The following is a 21,015-nucleotide window of genomic DNA, read 5'->3' as shown; positions in this document are numbered from 1 at the left end:
GACCGGGAGGAATCCATGGGATTTTCCGAAGCGATCCGGACCTGCTTTCGCAAATATGTCGGTTTCTCCGGCCGCGCCGCACGGCCGGAATACTGGTGGTTCGTGCTGTTCGTCTTCATCGGCAGCATCCTCGGCAACGTCATCGACCGGATTCTTTTCGGCGGTGGTCCGATGGCGAGCACGCCGGTGACCAGCATCTTTCAGCTTGCCATCTTTCTGCCGATCGTCGCCGCCGGCTGGCGGCGCATGCAGGATACCGGCAAGCCCGGCTGGCTGATCCTGCTGCCTGTCGCGGTGTCGCTCATTTCCATGGTCGGCCTGATGGGTGGGGTCTTCGGTTTCGGCATGATGCAACACGGCGGCATGGCGCCCGAGGCGCTGAACGGCCCCGCAGCGATGATGGGCGGAGCGGGCTTCATCATTGCTGTCATCGTCCAGCTGGTTGTCGCGGTGCTGATGATCTGGTGGCTGACGCGCCCCGGCGATCCCGGCGCCAATAAATACGGTCCGCCGCCCGCCTGACGGATCGCTATGACGAAAGGCGCGCAAGCACCCGGCGGGCCACCAGCGCGAGGCTGATGTTGCGCACGCTGGAGTGGAACCCGCCGGAATAGACGTGCCGCACCATCGCCGTTCGCGCCTTCAGGCTGTTTTCGACCTCGATGGCGAAGTCTGTGCCGGACCGCCGAACGATCCGGCCATCGAACCGGTCCGGACCGAGTTCGATCGTCACGGTGTCGCCGACGGCCGCGTTCACGGCGCCGAGGAGGCGCATGCCGCCGACCGAGATATCCGCCGTCGAGAAAACGCCTGTCTGTCCGCCGACGATCACCTTGACCGTCTCGCCGCCATGCAGGCGGTCGCTGCGGCGCATGCGCGGCTTCTCGATGCAGACCGCGATCGCCGCGATCAGGATCAGCATGTTGTACCAGCTCCAGTAGAGCGCGACGGCGCTGGAATCCTGCAGCGCACCGTTGCGGCCGAACGAGACGGCGATGCCGAGCACGGTCAGGAGCAGCAATGCGGAGAACATCGTCAGCATGCGCCACTGCACGACTGTCTTGCTGCGGTCGCCGCCCTTGGCGGTGACCTTGAACTTCTGCCCCTTGGGGCGGAACAGCCCGACAGCGACGCCGGTGAGGATCTCGCGCGCCGCCAGGAGCTGCGACACGTCCGTCATGACCGGAAGAACGCGCTGTCCCGACAGCCATGCCATCACGGTGATTTGCGAGAAGTAGTAGGGCAGGAAATGCGCGATGCCGTCCGCCGTTCCGACATTGACGGCATGGATGCCGAACAGGAGGTAAAGGATGGGGATCACCAGTCCGGCGACCCGGAACATATAGGCGCCTGCCCAGTAGAGCATGCTTTCCACGAGGCTGATGCGGTCGATGAAGCGCAGGCCGTTGCCCGGCCTGAAGGGCCCGTCGGCACCGCGAATGATCTGGAAAAAACCGAGGCACCAGCGGCTGCGCTGCGTGATGTATTCCTGCAGCCCCTCCGGCGCGAGGCCGAGCGACAGTTGCTCGTTAAGATAGACGGTGCGGTAGCCGAACCGCTGCAGCCGCAGCGTCAGCAGATAGTCCTCGGTGACGGATTCGGTCGGAAAGCCGCCAGCCTTGGCAAGAGCCTTCATCCGGATCACCGACGACGTACCGCAGCAAAACGCCGTGCCCCAGGCATCCTTTGCCGGCATCAGCACATCGAAAAAATAGCGCTGTTCGTCCGGCCAAGCGTCGGAGGCGCGCAAATTGGCCTGAATCGGATCCGGATTGATGAAATGCTGCGGCGTCTGCACGATCCCGACGCCTTCGTCGCGAAATAGCGTCAGCGCCCGCGACAGGAACACCGGCGTCGGCACGAAATCGGCGTCCAGCACCGAGATGAAATCCGGCGGCACGTCGAGCCCGCGCACATGTTGGATCGCATGGTTGATGTTGCCGGCCTTGGCGTGGTTGTTGTCCGGGCGGGTGAGATAGTTGCAGCCCAGTTCCGCGGCAAATTCCCTGAGCCATTCGCGCCGCCCGTCGTCGAGAACCCAGACCCGGTAATGCGGGTGATTCATCGTCATCGCGCCGAGCATCGTGCGCTCGAGGATTTCCTTGTTCTCGTTGTAGGTGCAGATGAAAACGTCGACCAGCGGCGGGCGCTTGAGACCCTTTAGCCAGGGCTTGTTGGCTTCGACATCCGGCGTGCGGTTCTTCGTGCGAGACAGCGTGACGTAGGAAATGACCGAACCGGTCACGGCCATGAGTTCCACGATGAAGAACAGCCAGCCGGCGAAGAAATCCACGAGATTGTCGGAAGTCGGGATCGTGACGGTGGCGCGCCAGTACATGTAGTGGACCGTGAAGACCAGCACCGCGGCGATCGGCAGGGCGCGCCAGCGGCCGTTACGGTCGAGCCACGGGATCACCACGAACATCGCCGCCGCGAGCAGCAGGCCCGGCGTGGCGCCCTCGAGCAGCGTGGACATCATCGGGTTCATCGGCGGTTACCGTCCGTTTCGCGCGCTTTCGCGCCGCCTATTGTCCGGCCGCGCCGAAAACGACCCGGCCAGTCCGGCCAACCGAGCAGGCGGTGGCGTTCGGCGCATCGTCAAGCGACACCGCCACCCGATAGGATTCCTTGGTCAGCGCGGAGGGCACGATCGCGAAATTGGAAGAGGCCGATGCGACGCCGCTCAGCTGGACGACATGTCCGGGCATCGCCTCGCCGCCCTCGCGGAAAATGAACCGGGCCGGTATGCCGACAGAAAGGCTGTTGTAGACGGCTTCGGAGACGGCGGCGGTGACCAGCGGCTGCGCGCAGTTGAGAACGCTGAACAGCGCCTGTCCGGCGGCGACCTGTTCGCCCGGCGCGGTCAGGACTTCCCAGACGCGGCCGCTGACGGGTGCCGAAAGATCGGCTGACTGGACAAGCGCGTAGGCGTCGCGTTCGCGCTTCAACGCGGCTTCGGCGCGCGTCACGCGCGCTTCCTGCCGGGCGAGATCGGCGCGGATCGAACCGATCGCCTGCGCGATCTCGTCGAGGCGCTGCGCCGAGCGCGGTTCGTCATTGTAGCTGTCGCCGACATAAACGCCGGAGCCCAGCGCGTCCCGCTCGACCATCAGCGCCGCGCGCTGGGCGCGCGCCTCGTCGGCCGAGGCCTGCGCGACCGAAGCCTCGCGGGTGGCGTCTTCCAGCGTGGTCTGCGCGACGAAACCCTTTTGCGTCAGCGTTGCCTGGCGCCGGCGGCTCTGCTCGACATTGCCGAGCACGGCTTCCGCCGCGGCGATGCGGGCGTCGGCCTCCGCGACGCGGGCGTCGATCTGGCGAATGCGATTGTCGCGGAATGCGGCCAGCTGCGCGGCGAGGTCGGTGCGGAGGCCCTGCAGGTTCTTCAGCTTCGCGGCCAGTGCGTCGCGTTCCTCGCGGGCATCGCCGAGTTCGGCGATCGCGTCGTCGAGCCGGTAGCGGTCGGCGCGCGGATTCGTGATTCTGGCCAGATGGCCGCCGGCCGAGACCGGCTCACCGACCGTCAGCCCGGCCGTATCGATGCCGACCACGCCGTTGATCGGCGAACGCACGGTGACGAGGCGGGCGTTGACGACGGCTTCGACGCTCGAGACCTGGAACAGGCGCTGCGCCGGCATCCAGCCGGCGATGGCGATGATGGCGAGACCGATGAAAGCCTTGATCAGGCGCGAGAGGTAGCGCGGACGCGCCGGCGGCGCTGCGGCCGGCTTCGGCGTTTCGGTCTGCTCGTCGCTTGTCTCGGCTTCGGCGGCACCGGGCTCGATGCGTTCGCGCAGCAGCGCCTGCAGCGCGGCCGCGTCGGCCTGGCTCGCGTCGAAGGGGATCGTGTTCGCGGTCTCGGTGCCTTCGGGAGCGGTATCGGCCGCGAAAATGTTGGTGCCCGCGTAAAGCGGTGTCACCGGGGCGGCGGGGCGGGCGCGCTCGCGCCGTTTCGTCGTCGTGCTCTCCGTCTTCTTGCGTGCGGAACTTGCCTGTGAAGCCATTTGCGCTCAAACCGCGTCATGCGGTCCCTGTCTGGTTGAAACCCGATGCCCGCAATCCGGCCGTGCGGCGTCACGTTGCGGTTAGGTGGCGCATGATTAGCGGGAATTGAAGTTCAATTTCCTAAACTTCGAAGCAAATCCGAAGATATGGCTAAGACTTCGTGAACGTTAGGGAAGGTTCTGGTACTCCCAAGGGGAATCGAACCCCTGTTTCCGCCGTGAGAGGGCGGCGTCCTGACCGCTAGACGATGGGAGCGTACGCGGAAGACGCGCATATAGGCGCGAGACGGCGCAACGTCAATGCGAACCGCGCAGGCGCGCTGTTCACACGCCCTCGATCGCCCCTGCCAGCATCTCGCGCACCTGGACGGCGACGTCCTTCAGCGTCTGGTTGGGGATCGCCTGCATCGAGGCGACCGGGTCGATGGCGGAGACCATCACCTCGTCGTCGCCGGTCTTGCGCACGATCACGTTGCACGGCAGCATCGCGCCGACGCGCGGCTCCAGCTTGATCGCCTCGAAAGCCATCTTCGGATTGCACGCGCCGAGGATCAGGTAGTCGCCCATCTCGACGTCGATCTTCTTCTTCATCGTCGCCTTGACGTCGATCTCGGTCAGAACGCCGAACCCCTTGTCGGCAAGCGCCGCGCGGGTGCGCTCGACAATGGTATCGAAGCTTTCGCCGGTGAAGGTGCGATCGATCGTGTAGCTCATGATGTGTTCTCCGGTTTCACATGTCTTGAACGGAATGTGAGGTCGCAGCATGGCAACGGCAAGGCGGGTGTGCCGCGTTGACGCGGGCAGGGGCGGATACCGGAGCGTGGCGGACGTCAGGCCGGGTGGAAATCCTCGCCCAGGTTTATTTCCTTCAACGACCGGCGAACGGGCGTTTCCCAGCCTTCCCTGCCTTCGGCGAAGGCCGCGTCGCGTGCGTCCTCCAGCGCATAGGGATCCGATTGTCGCAGGACGGTGACGAGGGCAGAGGCCTGGGCGAGATCCTTGTCGCGCTTGACCCTGTCCGCCGTCCGCTTCTGCGCGATGATCAGCTTGTGGATCGCATAGCGTGCCGGCTGCGGTACCAGAACGGGGATTCCGGCCGAGAACAGGACTGCGGCTCGCACGGGTTCCGCTATCAGCCATTTGAGATATTGCAGCGGCGTCGCACCGGCTTTCGGCTTTTCCATGGGCATCGGGTTGGCGTCGTCGCGGCGCAGTTGCGGTGTCAGAAGATCGACCATGAGGCCGGAGGCGGACCGGAAATGGGACGGCAGCGCTTTCCTGTTCAATCCCGGTACGGAAGTAAAGCTCGCGTCGGCGCGTTTGAGAATGGTTTCCATGTCCTCGCCTTCCTCGTCAGCCTCGATGGTGAGCGACAGCGCCGCGAAGTCGGCGTCTTGCGTCATGAGGTGCGGGGCCGGAAGGTGGACGCCCGTGAGTGGCGCATAGCATTGATAGGCCGCCGTGCCGACGACGACCATTTTCAGGAGAAGACCGGCATCGTCGAGAGCGTCGAGGACGGCGCCAAGCTGCGCGGCGGGAGCCGGCACGCCGCCGGCTTTCAGGGCGGAAATGGTTTTTCGGCGCGCCTTGGCCCGTTCGTTCTCGGCTTTTATGGCTTCGATACGGGCGACTGTTTCCGGATCGTCGGCCCGTCCGAGAAATACGTCCCGGCGTGTCGCGCCGACGGAACGTTTCGCATAGGCATAGTCGATGTCCTTGATCACGCGGGTATAGATCGAACCGGGACGTTCGCTGCGGGCATGCAACTCCTGCGTCAGGTCGGCGTAGAGCGTGCGGATGGCGGGCGGAATTGTTTTCATCGGTTACAGACAGTTTCGGAAAAACTGTCTGTAACACAGGATGGTTACAGACACAATCTTGAAAACTGTCTGTAACCTGAAGCCGGCAATCGCCTATTTCACTTCGATTGTCGTCCACATCCCGGCCATGTAGTGGCCCGGAATGTTGCAGTACAGAATGTAAAGCCCCGGCTTGAGACTGAGCGTAAGCGAGCCGCCCTGGCCCGGCTCGAGTTCGGAAACTTCTCCAAGATCGCCAGAGGCGTCCTCGTCGACACGGTTTTCGTCGGCGTTGTAGGGCAGCACGACATTCATGTCCGCGATCGGGGCCACGATCATCTCGTGTTCCGCTTCCTTCGAGACATTGGTCACATCGAACGTGACCTTGCCCGCCGGAACGGAAGCCTGGTCGACGGTGATGCCCATCGTCGCCATGGACATGTCGGCATTCATGCCGAGGCCCATATGCGCCGACATGTCCATGTCGCCGCCCTTGTCCCACAGATCGACCTTGACGGTCGCATCGGCCAGGGCGGGGGTAGCGAATGTGAATGCCAGCGCGATGCCGGCAACGGCGTTGATCAGTTTCATTATCTCCTCCTCGTCGCCCGACAGGATGCGGCGCGACAGGAGAAGCCTAGACCCTTACTCGGCGTAAGCCTTGATGTCGGTCAACACGGCGCGACGGCGGGATTTCTACCGCTCCGTCCCGCCCACCGTCATCTGGTCCATCCGAAGATGCGGCTGGCCGACGCCGACTGGCACGCCCTGGCCGGCCTTGCCGCACATGCCGATGCCCGGATCGAGCTTCATGTCGTTGCCGATCATCGAGACGCGGTGCATCGCCTCCGGGCCGTTGCCGATCAGCATCGCGCCCTTGACCGGATAGGTCACCTTGCCGTCCTCGATCATGTAGGCCTCGGTACAGCCGAACACGAACTTACCGGAGGTGATGTCAACCTGGCCGCCGCCGAAGGAGACGGCGTAAAGACCCTTCTTCACCGAGGCGATGATCTCGTCGGGCGTCTTGTCGCCGCCGAGCATGTAGGTATTGGTCATCCGCGGCATTGGCGCATGCGCGTAGGATTCGCGCCGGCCGTTGCCGGTCGGCTTGACGCCCATCAGCCGCGCATTGAGCCGGTCCTGCATGTAACCGGTGAGCTTGCCGTCCTCGATCAGCACATTGTAGCCCGACGGCGTGCCCTCGTCGTCGATGGACAGTGAGCCGCGCCGGTTCTCGATCGTGCCGTCGTCGACGACGGTGACGCCCCTGGCGGCCACCTGCTCGCCCATCAGGCCGGCAAAAGCCGAGGTGCCCTTGCGGTTGAAATCACCTTCCAGCCCGTGGCCGACGGCCTCGTGCAGCATGACGCCGGGCCAGCCGGAGCCGAGAACGATGTCGAACGTTCCGGCGGGCGCCGGCTTGGCTTCCAGATTGACCAGCGCCTGGCGCAGCGCCTCGTCGGCACCGTGCTGCCATGTGTCGGTGGCGATGAATTCCCCGAATGCCTGCCGTCCGCCCATGCCGTTCGAGCCGGTCTCCTGGCGGTCGCCGTCGCCGACCATGACCGAGATGTTGATCCGCGTCAGTGGGCGGATGTCCTTGGCGAAATGGCCGTCGGCGCGCAGGATCTCCACCACCTGCCACGAGGCGGCGAGCGAGGCGGTGACCTGGCGCACGCGCGGATCCTTCGCCCGCAGATAGGCGTCGATCTCGGTCAGAAGCTTCACCTTCGCCTCGAAGGACGGCTCGCCGATCGGGTTGGCGTCGCCATAGAGCTTGCGGTTTGTGCCCTGCGGGGCTGCGTCATATTTGCCGGAATAGCCGGTCGTCACCGCGCCCACGGCGTCCGAGGCGCGCTTCAGCGCTCCAAGCGAGAGTTCGCCCGATTCGGCGTAACCTGTCGCTTCGCCGGCGACCGCGCGCAACCCGAAGCCGCGCCCGGTGTTGAACGAACCGGTCTTCAGTCGGCCGTTGTCGAACATCAGCATCTCGGATTCCGAGTGTTCCAGGAACAGTTCGCCGTCATCTGCCTTGGCGAGCGTCTCGGCAACAATGGACTCCAGCGTCTCCCTGGAGACGTCGAAGGAATTGATCAGGTCGGGAACGGAGGTTTTTTCGGCGGGCATGGCGTGTCCTTTTTCTCGGACACTCATGTAGGCGCCGGGGAGGCGGGCGGCAACCGTCTGGCCGCCGCGCCGCGCGATTACGGCAGCGCCTTGTAGCCTTCGGCGAATCCGTTCAGGTCGACGGAGATGCCGATGCCTTCTTCCGGCGTCTGGAAGACGTAGAAGGTCGCCGTCTTGCCTTCCGACAGGCTCTTGATCAGCGAATCCTCGAGAATCACCTCGGCGTAGCAACCGTCGGTGAAGCAGCGCACGAAATAGGCGCGGCCGATATCGTTGCCGTCGATATTGAGGCCGAGCCCGTTCGGCAGCAGCACGCCGAGCGGCGCCAGCACGCGCAGGATCTGCGCCTTCTTGTCGGCGGTCTTGAGAACGACGACCGACAGGCCGAACTCCTCGCGGTCGGCGGCGACCACGTTCTGCATCAGGACGCATTGCTCGGACGAGGCGCCGGGCGGCGTGTCGCAGACGATCGACCATGCGCCATGCGTGGCGCGCACGGCGCCCTGCTGGGCGCTGGCGGGCTGGGCCAGCACCAGTCCGGCAAGGATGGCGGCGAAGAGGGGGACTGCTCCGATGGCGAGACGTGCTCTTTGGATCATAAGGCAGATACCGGTTTCACGGTTCGAATCAGGATTGCACCTTTCTTACGCAGGGTAGCGAAAAAAAGATACGCGGGTTGCGCACCGCTTCACACATCCTTTCACGTCGAAATCATGGCCGGCGTACTTTTTTGTCGCGCCGGTGCTTGGCAAAAGGCGAATTCGGCAATATGGCCGGGCTACCGGCCCGCGCGCAAAAATGACGCATGGATTCGACTTGCGTTTCAGTTGCTTCAAAATGCGGTCTATGATTGATACAGGTCAATGACGGGCGCATGCCCGGCGCAGTCGCGCACACGGCTGCCTCATGATTGGGAGTAAGAACGTGCTGAAAAAGATGGCCTGGCTCTCAGGCGTTGTTTCCACCGCATCCGTAATCCTGCCCGGCATCGCGTCGGCTGCCCAGCCCATGCCCTGGCAGGTCGATCTGCAGCCCGCCGGCACCGGCATCATGCGCGAAATCCGCTGGTTCGAGGAATACACGCTCTGGTTCCTGATCCCGATCGTGTTGCTGGTCCTTGGCTTGCTTCTTTACGTCATTGTACGCTTCAACAAGCGCTCCAATCCGACGCCGTCGCGCGTCAGCCACAACACGATGATCGAAATCATCTGGACCATCGGTCCGGTGTTGGTCCTGCTGATGTTCGCGGTGCCGTCCTTCCAGCTCCTGACCGCGCAGTACACGCCTCCCGGCGAGCCCGGCCTCACCATCAAGGCGACCGGCAACCAGTGGTATTGGGGCTACGAATACCAGGGCGACCAGGCCGAGGACGTCTCCTTTGACGCCTATATGCTTCGCGACGCGGATCGCGCCGAATACGGCAAGGAAGACAAGGCCGTCTATCCGCGCCTGCTCGCCGTCGACAACGAGATCGTCGTTCCGGTCGACACGACCGTGCGCCTGCTGGTCACCGCCGGCGACGTGCTGCATTCCTGGGCGATGCCCGCCTTTGGCGTGAAGATGGACGCCGTCCCGGGCCGCCTCAACGAGACCTGGTTCCGCGTCGACAAGGAAGGCATCTATTACGGCCAGTGCTCGGAACTGTGCGGCAAGGACCACGCCTTCATGCCGATCGCCGTGCGCGCGGTTTCGAAGGAACAATACGACAAGTGGCATGCGGCTGCGCTCGAGGATGTCGGCGTCGCCAACAAGCAGCTGATGGCTGCGATCGAATCGCAGCAGAAGCTGGCCTCCGCCGAATAAGCGGACCGGGAAAACTTTTGAGGAGCATGTAAAACATGGCTGGAACCATTGCCCACGACGGCCACGCCGATCACAAGCCGCAAGGCTTTGTGCGGCGCTGGATGTTTTCGACCAACCACAAGGACATCGGTACGCTCTACCTGATCTTCGCGATCACGGCGGGCATCCTCGGCGGTTTCCTGTCGGTTATGATGCGCTGGGAGCTTGCCGAGCCGGGCATCCAGATCTTCCACGGCCTCGCTTCGATGATCTACGGCGTCGAGGGCGATGCGGCGATTGACGCCGGCAAGTCCATGTACAATGCCTTCACCACGGCGCACGGCCTGATCATGATCTTCTTCATGGTGATGCCGGCGCTGATCGGCGGCTTCGCCAACTGGATGGTTCCGATCATGATCGGCGCGCCGGACATGGCGTTCCCGCGCATGAACAACATCTCGTTCTGGCTGCTTCCGCCGGCCTTCCTGTTGCTTCTCATCTCGATGTTCATGCCGTCCGCTCCTGGCGCGCATGGCGTCGGCGGCGGCTGGACGATTTACCCGCCGTTCTCGACCGTCGGCCAGCCCGGACCCGCGATGGACTTCGCGATCCTGTCGCTACACATCGCCGGCGCGTCCTCGATCCTCGGCGCAATCAACTTCATCACCACGATCTTCAACATGCGCGCTCCGGGCATGACGCTGCACAAGATGCCGCTGTTTGCCTGGTCGGTGCTGATCACCGCCTTCCTGCTGCTGCTGTCGCTTCCGGTCCTGGCCGGCGGCATCACCATGCTGCTGACGGACCGCAATTTCGGCACGACCTTCTTCGCGCCTGACGGCGGCGGCGACCCGCTGCTGTTCCAGCACCTGTTCTGGTTCTTCGGTCACCCGGAAGTCTACATCCTGATCCTGCCGGGCTTCGGCATCATCAGCCACATCGTGTCGACCTTCTCGCGCAAGCCCGTCTTCGGCTATCTCGGCATGGCCTACGCCATGGTCGCGATCGGCGTCGTCGGCTTCATCGTGTGGGCGCACCACATGTACACGGTCGGCCTGTCGCTCGACACGCAGCGTTACTTCGTCTTCGCGACGATGGTGATCGCGGTGCCGACCGGCGTGAAGATCTTCTCGTGGATCGCCACCATGTGGGGCGGCTCGCTGGACATGCGCACGCCGATGCTCTGGGCGATCGGCTTCATCTTCCTGTTCACCGTCGGCGGCGTGACGGGCGTCCAGCTCGCCAATGCCGGCCTCGACCGCTCCCTGCACGACACCTACTACGTGGTTGCCCACTTCCACTACGTGCTGTCGCTGGGCGCTGTCTTCGCCATCTTCGCCGCCTGGTACTACTGGTTCCCGAAGATGACCGGCTACATGTACAACTCGACGGTCGCACGCATCCACTTCTGGGTGACGTTCATCGGCGTGAACCTGATCTTCTTCCCGCAGCACTTCCTCGGTCTGGCCGGCATGCCGCGCCGCTACATTGACTATCCGGATGCGTTCGCGGGCTGGAACCACGTTTCGTCGATCGGCTCCTACATCTCGGCCGTCGGTGTGCTGATCTTCCTCTATGGCGTGTTCGAAGCCTTCGCCAAGAAGCGCGAAGCCGGCGCCAATCCCTGGGGCGAAGGTGCGACGACGCTGGAATGGCAGCTGTCTTCGCCGCCGCCGTACCACCAGTGGGAACAGCTGCCGCGCATCAAGTAAGAGGCGGCACCTGACATCGGAAAATGCTGCCCGGGTGATCGTTCCCGGGCAGCGAGCATCAAAGGCCCGCTTGGGGCCCGAACAACGGCCCGGGATGGGCCTGGCAAAGACAGCATGGCGTTAGTCGAAAACATCGAAAGCAATGAAACGCTGGTCTCCGAGGCTCTGCCCGGGGATTATTTCGCGCTTCTCAAGCCGCGCGTGATGTCGCTCGTCGTGTTCACGGCCTTTGTCGGCATGGTACTGGCACCGGCGCACATTCATCCGATGACCGCGCTGATCGCCATCCTCGCCATCGCCGTCGGCGGCGGCGCCTCCGGCGCCCTCAACATGTGGTACGACGCCGATATCGACGCCGTGATGACGCGCACGGCCAAGCGCCCGATCCCCACCGGCAAGGTGACCCGCGGCGAGGCGCTGGCCTTCGGCTTGACGCTGTCGGTCTTCTCTGTCCTGACGCTCGGCACGCTGACCAACTGGGTCGCGGGCGGGCTGCTAGCCTTCACGATCTTCTTCTACGCCGTCGTCTACACGATGTGGCTGAAGCGCTCGACGCCGCAGAACATCGTTATCGGCGGCGCTGCCGGTGCTTTCCCGCCGATGATCGGCTGGGCCGCGGTGACCGGCTCGGTCAGCGTCGAAAGCGTGATCCTGTTCCTGATCATCTTCCTGTGGACACCGCCGCATTTCTGGGCGCTGGCCCTGTTCAAGCTGCGCGACTACGACATGGCCAACGTGCCGATGCTGCCCAACGTCGCCGGCGAGCGCCACACCAAGCTCCAGATACTCCTCTATTCCGCAGTTCTGGTGACGGTCGCCGCGGCGCCGTGGCCGCTCGGGTTTGCCGGTCCCGCCTATGGCGTGACGGCGATCGTGCTCGGCGCCAATTTCCTCCGCCATGCCGTTGCCGTCTGGCGCATGGAGGACGGCGACGCGACGATGGTCCCGGCCAAGAAGATGTTCGGCTTTTCGCTCGTCTACCTTGCCGCGCTGTTCTCGGTGATGCTCGCCGAGGCGCTCGTATCCATGGCGCTCGCGGGGTGATGGCGATGGTCGACAACAAGCCGGAACTGGTCGAAATGACCAAAGCGCAGAAGAAGGCGCAGCGCCGCCGGTCCGTCGCGATCGGGCTGGTTCTAGCCGCCTTCGTCATCATCGTCTATGTCGGATCGTGGGCGAAAATGGGCGGCGCATTGTTCAGCCGGCCAATGTAGGGATGAAGCGCGAATGACGACGGAAACGAAGAAGACGGTGAACCAGGGGCGCAGGAACGGGCTCATTGCCTCGATCTGCCTCGGCGTCTTCGTCGGCATGATCGGGATGGCCTACGCCTCGGTCCCGCTCTACAAGATTTTCTGCCAGGTCACCGGCTATGGCGGCACGACGCAGCGCGTCAACGCGCCGACGGGCGTGGTCCTCGACAAGACGATCACCGTGCGCTTCGACGCCAATACCAGCCCGGGTATCAACTGGAAGTTCAGGCCCGAGCAGCGCAGCGTAACCATGAAGATCGGCGAATCGACCCAGATCGCCTACTGGGCGAAAAACATGGCCAGCCACAGCGAGACGGGAACGGCGGCGTTTAACGTCACCCCGCAGCAGGCCGGCGCCTATTTCAACAAGATCCAGTGCTTCTGCTTCACCGAGCAGACGCTGAAACCGGGCGAGGAGAAGGACATGCCGGTCGTCTTCTTCATCGATCCGGACATCGTGAATGTGCCCGAACTGAAGGACATATCCACGATCACCCTGTCCTACACACTCTTTCCTGTTGACGATCCCAAGCCCGTTGCGCAATCAGTCACGGACGGCGACGTTAAGAAAACGATACAATAAACCGGGGATAGCCATATGGCCGACGCACACACCAAACATCATGATTATCATATCATCGATCCGAGCCCGTGGCCGCTCTTCGGCTCGATCGGCGCGCTGCTGATGGCGATCGGCGGTATCGGCTGGATGCAGGCGCTGAAGGGCAACGAATTCGCCCTGCTCGGCATTCCGCTGTCCAATCCGTGGCTGTTCTTCATCGGCCTGCTGACCGTGCTCTACACCATGTTCGGCTGGTGGGGCGACACCATCAAGGAAGCTCATCAGGGCCATCACACCAAGGTCGTTTCGCTTCACCTGCGCTACGGCATGATCATGTTCATCGCCTCCGAGGTGATGTTCTTCGTCGCCTGGTTCTGGGCCGTCTTCGACGCCAGCCTTTTCTACGACCAGGCCAACGAGGTCGCCCGTCTTGCCTATACCGGCGGCACCTGGCCGCCCAAGGGCCTGGAGGTCCTCGATCCGCTGCACCTGCCGCTCTACAACACCGTGATCCTGCTGCTCTCGGGCACAACCGTCACCTGGGCACACCACGCCCTGCTGCATGGCGACCGTTCCGGCCTGAAATGGGGTCTCGCGCTCACCGTCGCGCTCGGCATGCTGTTCACCAGCGTGCAGGCTTACGAATACGCCCACGCACCGTTCGCCTTCTCCGGATCGCTCTACGGCGCGACCTTCTTCATGGCGACGGGATTCCACGGCTTCCACGTGCTGGTCGGCACGATCTTCCTGATCGTCTGCCTGCTGCGCGCCATGGCCGGCGACTTCACGCCGAAACAGCATTTCGGCTTCGAGGCGGCCGCCTGGTACTGGCACTTCGTCGACGTCGTGTGGCTGTTCCTGTTCTTCTCGATCTATGTCTGGGGTTCCTGGGGCGCGCCGATCGCGCACGGCTGATCCGGGCCAGATCGAAACAAACCGGAGGGGCGGTCGTCACGATCGCCCCTTCGCTTTTTGGGAGACTGTGTTGAACGCGCAAACCGCTGCAAAGGAAAAGACGAAGGGCTTCCCCTGGGCTCTCGTCGTGGCGACGCTGGTCGCGCTCGCCATCCTCGTCTCGCTCGGCAACTGGCAGGTGCGCAGGCTCGCCTGGAAGGGAAATCTTCTGGCGACGATCGACCAGCGCATCCATTCCGATCCGGTTCCGCTGGCGGACGCGCTGGCCCGCAAAACGGCGGGCGAAGACATCGAATATCTCCCGGTGACGGTCGGCGGCAGCTTCATACCCGGCGTCGAGGAACACGTCCTGTCGACGTGGAACGGCGCGTCGGGCTGGAACGTCTATGCGCCGCTGCGCACCGGCGGCGGAGACGTCGTCTTCGTCAATCGCGGTTTCGTGCCCTATGACCGCAAGGATCCGGCCAGCCGGCCGGACAGCCAGCCGCAGGGGCCGCAGCAGATCTCCGGACTGGCGCGCCTGCCGCTGGCCGCCAAACCGTCCTTTCTGGTTCCCGACAACGTCCCGGCGAAGAACGAGTATTACTGGAAGGATCTCGCCGCGATGACGGCGGCGGCGGGGCTCGGCGGCGAAACCGTCCTGCCGGTCTTCATCGATGCCGGTCCGTATCCCGATCCGGCGAAACTGCCGATCGGCGGTGTGACGATCATCGACCTGCCGAACAACCATCTGCAATACGCCGTGACATGGTACGGGCTGGCTGCCGTTCTCTTCGTGATCTCCGGTCTGATGATCTGGCGCCGGCTGCGCAACTGAGCGCCCGCCGCCCGGCGCGAATATCGACGGTGACAAGCGGCGCTAGCTACGCGCCCGGCTTGACTTCTCCGGCCGCGACTTCCAAATCGGCAACGAACCGGGACATTCAAATGAACATTTCCCAGAAGCCTCCGCTGACCATCCGTCTGTGCGAACCGCGCGGGTTTTGCGCCGGTGTCGACCGGGCGATTCAGATCGTCGTGCTGGCGCTGAAGAAATACGGCGCGCCGGTCTATGTCCGCCACGAGATCGTGCACAACCGCTTCGTCGTCGACGGCTTGCGCGCGCGCGGCGCGGTCTTCGTCAAGGAACTCTCCGACATCCCGGCGGAACACAAGGACAAGCCGGTCGTCTTCTCCGCCCATGGCGTGCCGAAGTCGGTGCCGGCCGATGCCGAAAACCGGCACATGTTCTATCTCGACGCGACATGTCCGCTCGTCTCCAAGGTGCACAAGCAGGCGATGCGCCACCAGCGCCTCGGCCGCCACGTGCTGCTGATCGGCCATGCCGGCCACCCGGAGGTCGTCGGCACGATGGGGCAGCTTCCCGAGGGGTCCGTAACGCTGGTCGAGACGGTCGAGCAGGTGGCGGGTCTCGTGGTTCCCGACGAGGCTCAGCTGGGCTATGTGACGCAGACGACGCTGTCCGTCGACGACACCGCCGACATCATCGCGGCACTCGAGAGCCGCTTTCCGAAACTGACCGCGCCGTCCTCGGAATCGATCTGTTACGCCACCACGAACCGCCAGGAGGCGGTCAAGATGGCTGCGCCCGGAACCGACATGTTCCTGGTCGTCGGCGCGCCGAACTCGTCGAATTCGCGCCGTCTCGTCGAGGTCGCCAAGCGCCACGGCGCGGCCGACGCCGTGCTTGTCCAGCGTGCCGGGGAAATCGACTGGGAGGGCATGCAGGGCATCACGACGATCGGCGTCTCCGCCGGCGCCTCGGCGCCTGAGATCGTTGTCCAGGAGATCGTCGACGCCTTCCGCGACCGGTTCGACGTCACCGTCGATATCGCGATGACCGTCGAGGAGACCGAGAACTTCCCCGTCATGCGCGACCTGCGCGACACCGGGCTCGCCGTTTCGGACATGGCCTTCCTCAAGGGGGCGGGCGACTGATCCATGGCCGTCTACACCGACATCACGGAAGCCGAACTCGGCGCGTTCCTGGAACAATATGACGTCGGCGCGCTGCAATCCTATCGCGGCATTGCCGAGGGTGTCGAAAATTCCAATTTCATGGTCCACACCACGGCCGGCCAGTACATCCTTACGCTTTACGAAAAGCGCGTGAACCGGGACGACCTGCCGTTCTTCCTCGGCCTGATGCAGCATCTCGCCGAGCGCGGCGTCTCGTGCCCGCTGCCGGTGCACCGTCGCGACGGGGCGATGCTCGGCGAACTCGCCGGCCGGCCTGCCGCGATGGTGACCTTTCTGGAAGGCATCTGGCTGCGCCGCCCGCAGCCGCAGCACTGCGCCGAGGTTGGCCGCGGCCTCGCCGAAATGCACCTGGCGGGCGAGGACTTCGCGTTGACGCGCCGCAACGGCCTGACGATCGGCGACTGGCGGCCGCTGTGGGAGAAATCGCGCGACCATGCCGACGCCATCGACGCGGCGCTGCGCCCCGAAACGGAAGCGCTGCTCGACAGGCTGGAGGCTGAGTGGCCGCGCGACCTGCCCGAGGGCGTCATCCATGCCGACCTGTTTCCGGACAATGTCTTTTTCCTCGGCGACAGGCTGTCCGGCTTCATCGACTTCTATTTCGCCTGCAACGACGCGCTCGCCTATGACATCGCGGTCTGCCTCAACGCCTGGTGCTTCGAACGCGACCACGCCTTCAACATCACCAAGGGCCGCGCGCTGCTGAACGCCTACAATGCCGTGCGCCCGCTGTCGGACGCCGAGATGGCGGCGCTGCCGATTCTCGCGGCCGGCGCCGCAATGCGCTTCATGCTGACGCGCCTCTACGACTGGGTGATGACCCCGGAAGGGTCGCTGGTCGTCAAGAAGGATCCGCTCGAATATCTCGCCAGGATGCGCTTCCACCGCGCCATCCGCGCGGCCAGCGAATACGGGCTCGACTGATGGCGGACATGGCGCAAACCAAGACGATCGAGATCTTCACCGACGGTGCCTGCTCGGGCAATCCGGGGCCGGGCGGCTGGGGCGCGATCCTGCGCTGGAACGGCACCGAGAAGGAGCTGAAAGGCGGCGAGGCGGAGACGACCAACAACCGCATGGAGCTGCTGGCGGCGATCCGCGCGCTGGAGGCGCTGAAGGGCGGTCCGCACCGCGTCGAGCTCTACACGGACTCCTCCTACGTCAAGGACGGCATTTCCGGCTGGATCCATGGCTGGAAGCGCAATGGCTGGAAGACGGCGGCCAGGAAACCGGTCAAGAACGCCGAACTCTGGCAGGAACTCGACGAGCTGTCGCGCCGCCACGAGATCAAGTGGAACTGGATCAAGGGCCATGCCGGCCATCCGGAAAACGAGCGCGCCGACGAACTGGCGCGCGAGGGCATGAAGCCGTTCAAGAAATAACCGGCGTTCCCGCCGGGTCTCACCGGCCCGCTCTTGCGAGCCCGTGTGCCACCAGCCGGTCGATGATTTCGGGATAGCTGACGCCGCTTGCCGCCATCGCCTTGGAATACATCGAGATATCGGTGAAGCCCGGGATCGTGTTGATTTCGTTGACGAGAAGCCGAAGGTCGGCCGTGACGAAGAAATCGACGCGCGCCATGCCGTCGCAACCGGTCGCTCTGAACGCGTTTCCGGCGATCTCGCGGAGGCGGCTCTCGATCTCCTGCGGCAGCTCCGCCGGCACCTTCAGCACCGCACCGCTTTCGTCGACATATTTCGCGTCGTAGCTGTAGAAGCCGTGGCTCTCCGCCGGCACGATTTCGCCCGGGCGCGAGACGAACAGCCCGCCGGCCGCATCCTCCAGAACGCTGCATTCGATCTCGCGGCCGGCGATGAACTCCTCGGCGAGCAGCTTGCGGTCATGCCTGAAGCCCTCTGCGAGCGCAGCCTCGAATTCGCCTTCCGTCGCCACCTTGCTGACGCCGACCGACGATCCCTGCCGCGCCGGCTTGATGAAGACCGGCAGTCCGAGCGCGCTTTCGAGATCGGCGAAGGAGGGCGGGGCGGACTGGCGAATGGTGATCGAGCGCGCCGTGGCCAGACCCGCCGCGTCGAGCAGCCGCTTGGCGATATCCTTGTCGAGCGCGACCGCCGAGCCGAGGATGCCGCATCCGGCAAGCGGCACGCCGGCGACTTCGGCAAGTCCCTGCACCGAGCCGTCCTCGCCGTGCATGCCGTGTAGGACGGGAAACAGGATGTCGATCTTTGCCACGTCGCGGGCGTCGCCGCCGGGCGCGATCGCGATCATCCGCCCGCCTCCGCCGGGGACGAGGCAGACCTCGCTCCCGTTCTCCGGCTTCGACAATTCGCCGTCCGCGAACGAGCTCAAAAGCCACTTTCCGTCGCGGGTGATGAAGACGGGCACCGCGTCATATCTGGCCGGATCCAGAGCGCGCATCACGTTCGTCGCCGAAAGCACCGACACGTCGTGTTCGGCGGATCGCCCGCCGAAGAGCACGGCAATTCGGAGCTTCGTTGGGTTTGAGGCCTTGGTCATGAAGAGTCTCGGAACAGAGTTCGGGTTGGCCGACAGTTCGCGATTCCCGGACTGTTGACAGGATTGCGCCGTGAAACTCCACAGGCAAAACGACTGTTTTACGGCGAAACAGGGCACGACCGCGAAAACGGGCGCGCCGACAGCGCCAGGATCGTCGCGGCGCGCTTTGGCGACGGGACCGATGTCACCGTCAGCGGCTCGGAACGCTTCACCTTCTCCGGTGTCGTGATCGAGGTGGTCTGGGGCTCAGTCGCCGAGCTGTTCCAGCAGCGCGGCGGCGCCGGATGTCGTCACGCCGCGGTTCTCCTCGATATTGAGCGCGGTGACGGTGCCGTCGTCGACGATCATCGAATAGCGCCGCGAACGCAGCCCGAGAACGCCGAGTTCGGCGTCGAGATCCAGCGCCTTGGTAAAGGCGGCGTCCCAGTCGGCGACGAAGCGGATCTTGCCCATCGCGCCCGACGCGTCCGCCCAGGCCTTCATGACATGATGGTCGTTGACCGAGACGCAGATGATGTCGTCGATGCCCTTGGCGAGGATGATGTCGTGGTTCTCGATGAACCCCGGCAGGTGATTGCGCGAACAGGTCGGCGTAAAGGCGCCGGGAACGCCGAACACGACGACCTTCTTGCCGCCGAACAACGCGTCGGTGGTCATGTCGGCCGGCCCGTCATCTGTAATCACCTTCAGTGTCGCCGCAGGCAACTTGTCACCGGTTTTGATGGGCATCGCATACTCCATGGAAAAATTTATACCGCAGGAGATAACTTATCGGCGGCAAATGGGAAGAGGCGCTCGGCTAAATTTCGGTGGCGTCAGGGAGCCGGCATCGGTACGGCCGTCTCGGCGGTATCGTCGCCGCGCCGCGCTGCCACGATCAACTCGACATCCCCGTTTTTGCCGGGTTCGAACAGGGGATCGGCGCGAAACACCGTCGTCGTGCCGTCGTCGGAAACCGCCACCGGCTTGCGGAACTGATGCTCGGCGCCGGCGGAAAGGAACAGCTCTGCCTTGCCGTCGCCGCCGGTGTGGACGAGGCTGATTTGCAGTCTGCCGTCGTCAGTCCATGACGGGGTGCCGATCGACAGTGACGCCGAATTGCCGCCGGGCAGGGCGGCAAAGGCTGCGTCGACCTGCATCGTCTGCAGGTTGCTGCCCGCCGATGCGGTCAACGGGACCTCGAAATGCGCGCTGACCGGAACGCAGATATCCTTGCAGATGCCGAGGAAGACGTCGGCCGCGATATCGTGCAAGGAACCGTTGCTGGAAAGCGTGAATGTCAGCGGTAGCGTCACCGGATGCTTGTAGCCCGCCCACGAGCCGTAATCGTCGTCAACCCAGTTCGGGACCGGGAAATGGATCGCCACCCGCGCGGCATCACCGGCGACTGTCACCTGCGGCGGGATACCCGCCGAGCCCGGTTCGCGCCAATAGGTTTTCCAGCCCGGTTCGAGCTCGACCTGCAACGCGCCGCGCAGCGTCGCCATGCCCGTTTGCCACGGCTCGGTGACGATCCTGAGCCGTCCGCCATCCGTCACTTCCCAGTGCGAAGCCGCGGCCATGACCGGTTGCGGCGAGAGCGTGCACGCAATGGCAATAATGACCGGGAATTTCGAATACGGGATAAAAGCCATGACCATTTCGTGATGCCAACCCGTTTGCTTTGCAAATGAATTTTGCCGGTGATGCGTCTCAACTCTTTGTGAGAGAACGAAAATCGCGGCCGAATCGCGCACCGACAAAAATTGCTGACCAAATCGGAAAGCGATGTTACGCTTTCTTCCATGGAAATTTTGACGAAACGGAAATATTCGACCGGATGCGGGCAGTTCGAGGGCAAGTTCCTCGTCGCCATGCCGTCCCTGTCGACGTCATTTTTCGCCCAGACGATCATTTATGTGTGCGCCCACAACGAAGAGGGCGCGATGGGTTTCGTCGTCAACAAGCCGCGCGGCATGACATTCTGGGACCTCGTCGAACAGACAGACGTCTTCGACGACAGCGCGATGCCGCATATGCCGAACAGCGTGGCGCACGCCCCGATCGGCCATGGCGGACCGGTGGACGAGCATCGCGGTTTCGTTTTGCATTCCGCCGATTACTGCGGCGACGCGACAATCCCGATCTCGGAATCCGTGTTTCTCACCTCCACGACCCAGGTCCTGCGCATGATCGCCAACGGGCAGGGGCCGGAACAATGCGCGATCTCGCTCGGCTATTCCGGCTGGGGGCCGGGGCAGTTGGAAACCGAGATGATGGAAAACAGCTGGCTGACGCTCGAGGCCGATCCGCGCCTCGTCTTCGACCAGGACCACGACACAAAATACGAGCGCCTGCTGCGCGCCGCCGGCATCCAGCCCGCCCATTTCGTGGCCGATTGCGGCCACGCCTGATCCCCTGACT

22 protein-coding genes and 1 tRNA gene are annotated in these 21,015 nt (G+C 64.0%); 12 read left to right on the top strand and 11 right to left on the bottom strand.

Annotated elements, in window-relative coordinates; all coding sequences use genetic code 11:
* Positions 1–15: 15 nt before the first annotated feature.
* Complete coding sequence (locus IG169_RS10645; protein ID WP_193176188.1) at positions 16–522, top strand: DUF805 domain-containing protein; 507 nt, start codon at positions 16–18, stop codon at positions 520–522.
* Between the two features lie 7 nt (positions 523–529).
* Here the strand turns inward: IG169_RS10645 and IG169_RS10640 are convergent, their stop codons facing one another.
* The 8 genes from IG169_RS10640 to IG169_RS10605 form a co-directional block, all read right to left on the bottom strand.
* Positions 530–2,488 (bottom strand): glycosyltransferase, encoded by a 1,959-nt coding sequence (locus tag IG169_RS10640; protein WP_246717308.1) that lies wholly within the window; start codon positions 2,486–2,488, stop codon positions 530–532.
* A 37-nt stretch (positions 2,489–2,525) separates the two neighbouring features.
* The gene (locus IG169_RS10635) at positions 2,526–4,001 is read right to left on the bottom strand and encodes an HlyD family secretion protein (protein ID WP_193176187.1); all 1,476 of its coding nucleotides are present in this window, start codon (positions 3,999–4,001) and stop codon (positions 2,526–2,528) included.
* Positions 4,002–4,182: 181 nt separating this feature from the next.
* Positions 4,183–4,257 (bottom strand) — tRNA-Glu (locus tag IG169_RS10630).
* A 68-nt stretch (positions 4,258–4,325) separates the two neighbouring features.
* A complete protein-coding gene (locus IG169_RS10625; RefSeq protein WP_193176186.1) occupies positions 4,326–4,715 on the bottom strand; it encodes a DUF302 domain-containing protein in 390 nt (129 codons plus the stop codon).
* Positions 4,716–4,831: 116 nt separating this feature from the next.
* Positions 4,832–5,821, bottom strand: a complete 990-nt coding sequence (locus IG169_RS10620) for a GSU2403 family nucleotidyltransferase fold protein (RefSeq protein ID WP_193176185.1) — start codon at positions 5,819–5,821, stop codon at positions 4,832–4,834.
* Positions 5,822–5,914: 93 nt separating this feature from the next.
* On the bottom strand, positions 5,915–6,391 hold the full coding sequence (locus tag IG169_RS10615) for a plastocyanin/azurin family copper-binding protein (RefSeq protein ID WP_193176184.1): 477 nt from the start codon (positions 6,389–6,391) through the stop codon (positions 5,915–5,917).
* Positions 6,392–6,496: 105 nt separating this feature from the next.
* Positions 6,497–7,930: a metalloprotease TldD gene (tldD, locus tag IG169_RS10610; protein WP_193176183.1), complete on the bottom strand. Its 1,434-nt coding sequence runs from the start codon at positions 7,928–7,930 to the stop codon at positions 6,497–6,499.
* A gap of 77 nt (positions 7,931–8,007) precedes the next feature.
* Positions 8,008–8,529 (bottom strand): invasion associated locus B family protein, encoded by a 522-nt coding sequence (locus IG169_RS10605; RefSeq protein WP_193176182.1) that lies wholly within the window; start codon positions 8,527–8,529, stop codon positions 8,008–8,010.
* Between the two features lie 337 nt (positions 8,530–8,866).
* Here IG169_RS10605 and coxB point away from each other — a divergent pair, with 337 nt between their 5' ends.
* The 10 genes from coxB (at position 8,867) to rnhA (ending at position 17,516) form a co-directional block, all read left to right on the top strand.
* Positions 8,867–9,733, top strand: a complete 867-nt coding sequence (gene coxB / locus IG169_RS10600; protein ID WP_193176224.1) for a cytochrome c oxidase subunit II — start codon at positions 8,867–8,869, stop codon at positions 9,731–9,733.
* A gap of 35 nt (positions 9,734–9,768) precedes the next feature.
* The gene (ctaD, locus tag IG169_RS10595) at positions 9,769–11,424 is read left to right on the top strand and encodes a cytochrome c oxidase subunit I (protein WP_193176181.1); all 1,656 of its coding nucleotides are present in this window, start codon (positions 9,769–9,771) and stop codon (positions 11,422–11,424) included.
* Between the two features lie 114 nt (positions 11,425–11,538).
* The gene (gene cyoE / locus IG169_RS10590) at positions 11,539–12,468 is read left to right on the top strand and encodes a heme o synthase (RefSeq protein WP_193176180.1); all 930 of its coding nucleotides are present in this window, start codon (positions 11,539–11,541) and stop codon (positions 12,466–12,468) included.
* A gap of 5 nt (positions 12,469–12,473) precedes the next feature.
* Entirely contained in the window at positions 12,474–12,638 is a 165-nt protein-coding gene (locus IG169_RS10585) for a hypothetical protein (RefSeq protein ID WP_193176228.1), read from the top strand.
* Between the two features lie 13 nt (positions 12,639–12,651).
* Positions 12,652–13,260 carry a cytochrome c oxidase assembly protein gene (locus IG169_RS10580; RefSeq protein ID WP_193176179.1) on the top strand — a complete coding sequence of 203 codons (609 nt, stop codon included), beginning with the start codon at positions 12,652–12,654 and terminating at the stop codon, positions 13,258–13,260.
* Positions 13,261–13,275: 15 nt separating this feature from the next.
* Positions 13,276–14,154: a cytochrome c oxidase subunit 3 gene (locus IG169_RS10575; RefSeq protein WP_193176178.1), complete on the top strand. Its 879-nt coding sequence runs from the start codon at positions 13,276–13,278 to the stop codon at positions 14,152–14,154.
* A 67-nt stretch (positions 14,155–14,221) separates the two neighbouring features.
* Positions 14,222–14,971 carry an SURF1 family protein gene (locus IG169_RS10570; RefSeq protein ID WP_343225637.1) on the top strand — a complete coding sequence of 250 codons (750 nt, stop codon included), beginning with the start codon at positions 14,222–14,224 and terminating at the stop codon, positions 14,969–14,971.
* Between the two features lie 110 nt (positions 14,972–15,081).
* Positions 15,082–16,092 carry a 4-hydroxy-3-methylbut-2-enyl diphosphate reductase gene (gene ispH / locus IG169_RS10565; protein WP_193176176.1) on the top strand — a complete coding sequence of 337 codons (1,011 nt, stop codon included), beginning with the start codon at positions 15,082–15,084 and terminating at the stop codon, positions 16,090–16,092.
* A gap of 3 nt (positions 16,093–16,095) precedes the next feature.
* Entirely contained in the window at positions 16,096–17,058 is a 963-nt protein-coding gene (locus tag IG169_RS10560; RefSeq protein WP_193176175.1) for a homoserine kinase, read from the top strand.
* Positions 17,059–17,066: 8 nt separating this feature from the next.
* The gene (gene rnhA / locus IG169_RS10555) at positions 17,067–17,516 is read left to right on the top strand and encodes a ribonuclease HI (RefSeq protein ID WP_246717306.1); all 450 of its coding nucleotides are present in this window, start codon (positions 17,067–17,069) and stop codon (positions 17,514–17,516) included.
* Positions 17,517–17,535: 19 nt separating this feature from the next.
* On the opposite strand, the gene IG169_RS10550 is transcribed toward rnhA, so the two are convergent.
* The 3 genes from IG169_RS10550 to IG169_RS10540 all read right to left on the bottom strand — a co-directional run bounded on the left by IG169_RS10550 (position 17,536) and on the right by IG169_RS10540 (position 20,246).
* A complete protein-coding gene (locus tag IG169_RS10550) occupies positions 17,536–18,612 on the bottom strand; it encodes a D-alanine--D-alanine ligase family protein (protein ID WP_193176173.1) in 1,077 nt (358 codons plus the stop codon).
* A 246-nt stretch (positions 18,613–18,858) separates the two neighbouring features.
* Positions 18,859–19,341, bottom strand: a complete 483-nt coding sequence (locus tag IG169_RS10545; protein ID WP_193176172.1) for a peroxiredoxin — start codon at positions 19,339–19,341, stop codon at positions 18,859–18,861.
* Positions 19,342–19,427: 86 nt separating this feature from the next.
* The gene (locus tag IG169_RS10540) at positions 19,428–20,246 is read right to left on the bottom strand and encodes a protein-disulfide reductase DsbD domain-containing protein (protein WP_193176171.1); all 819 of its coding nucleotides are present in this window, start codon (positions 20,244–20,246) and stop codon (positions 19,428–19,430) included.
* 159 nt (positions 20,247–20,405) lie between these two features.
* On the opposite strand from IG169_RS10540, the gene IG169_RS10535 reads away from it, so the two are divergent.
* Positions 20,406–21,005 (top strand): YqgE/AlgH family protein, encoded by a 600-nt coding sequence (locus IG169_RS10535; RefSeq protein WP_193176170.1) that lies wholly within the window; start codon positions 20,406–20,408, stop codon positions 21,003–21,005.
* Positions 21,006–21,015 lie beyond the last annotated feature (10 nt).

Source organism: Oricola nitratireducens, from assembly GCF_014904745.1.
GTDB lineage: Bacteria > Pseudomonadota > Alphaproteobacteria > Rhizobiales > Rhizobiaceae > Oricola > Oricola nitratireducens.
Note: the sequence above shows the minus strand (reverse complement) of the source record. Positions and strands in the feature narration are given on the sequence as shown.

Excerpts from the sequence above, each read along its gene's own strand:
- IG169_RS10645 (WP_193176188.1), top strand. The coding sequence starts at position 16 with ATGGGATTTTCCGAAGCGATCCGGACCTGCTTTCGCAAATATGTCGGT.
- IG169_RS10640 (WP_246717308.1), bottom strand. The coding sequence starts at position 2,488 with ATGAACCCGATGATGTCCACGCTGCTCGAGGGCGCCACGCCGGGCCTG.
- IG169_RS10635 (WP_193176187.1), bottom strand. The coding sequence starts at position 4,001 with ATGGCTTCACAGGCAAGTTCCGCACGCAAGAAGACGGAGAGCACGACG.
- IG169_RS10625 (WP_193176186.1), bottom strand. The coding sequence starts at position 4,715 with ATGAGCTACACGATCGATCGCACCTTCACCGGCGAAAGCTTCGATACC.
- IG169_RS10620 (WP_193176185.1), bottom strand. The coding sequence starts at position 5,821 with ATGAAAACAATTCCGCCCGCCATCCGCACGCTCTACGCCGACCTGACG.
- IG169_RS10615 (WP_193176184.1), bottom strand. The coding sequence starts at position 6,391 with ATGAAACTGATCAACGCCGTTGCCGGCATCGCGCTGGCATTCACATTC.
- tldD (WP_193176183.1), bottom strand. The coding sequence starts at position 7,930 with ATGCCCGCCGAAAAAACCTCCGTTCCCGACCTGATCAATTCCTTCGAC.
- IG169_RS10605 (WP_193176182.1), bottom strand. The coding sequence starts at position 8,529 with ATGATCCAAAGAGCACGTCTCGCCATCGGAGCAGTCCCCCTCTTCGCC.
- coxB (WP_193176224.1), top strand. The coding sequence starts at position 8,867 with ATGGCCTGGCTCTCAGGCGTTGTTTCCACCGCATCCGTAATCCTGCCC.
- ctaD (WP_193176181.1), top strand. The coding sequence starts at position 9,769 with ATGGCTGGAACCATTGCCCACGACGGCCACGCCGATCACAAGCCGCAA.
- cyoE (WP_193176180.1), top strand. The coding sequence starts at position 11,539 with ATGGCGTTAGTCGAAAACATCGAAAGCAATGAAACGCTGGTCTCCGAG.
- IG169_RS10585 (WP_193176228.1), top strand. The coding sequence starts at position 12,474 with ATGGTCGACAACAAGCCGGAACTGGTCGAAATGACCAAAGCGCAGAAG.
- IG169_RS10580 (WP_193176179.1), top strand. The coding sequence starts at position 12,652 with ATGACGACGGAAACGAAGAAGACGGTGAACCAGGGGCGCAGGAACGGG.
- IG169_RS10575 (WP_193176178.1), top strand. The coding sequence starts at position 13,276 with ATGGCCGACGCACACACCAAACATCATGATTATCATATCATCGATCCG.
- ispH (WP_193176176.1), top strand. The coding sequence starts at position 15,082 with ATGAACATTTCCCAGAAGCCTCCGCTGACCATCCGTCTGTGCGAACCG.
- IG169_RS10560 (WP_193176175.1), top strand. The coding sequence starts at position 16,096 with ATGGCCGTCTACACCGACATCACGGAAGCCGAACTCGGCGCGTTCCTG.
- rnhA (WP_246717306.1), top strand. The coding sequence starts at position 17,067 with ATGGCGCAAACCAAGACGATCGAGATCTTCACCGACGGTGCCTGCTCG.
- IG169_RS10550 (WP_193176173.1), bottom strand. The coding sequence starts at position 18,612 with ATGACCAAGGCCTCAAACCCAACGAAGCTCCGAATTGCCGTGCTCTTC.
- IG169_RS10545 (WP_193176172.1), bottom strand. The coding sequence starts at position 19,341 with ATGCCCATCAAAACCGGTGACAAGTTGCCTGCGGCGACACTGAAGGTG.
- IG169_RS10540 (WP_193176171.1), bottom strand. The coding sequence starts at position 20,246 with ATGGCTTTTATCCCGTATTCGAAATTCCCGGTCATTATTGCCATTGCG.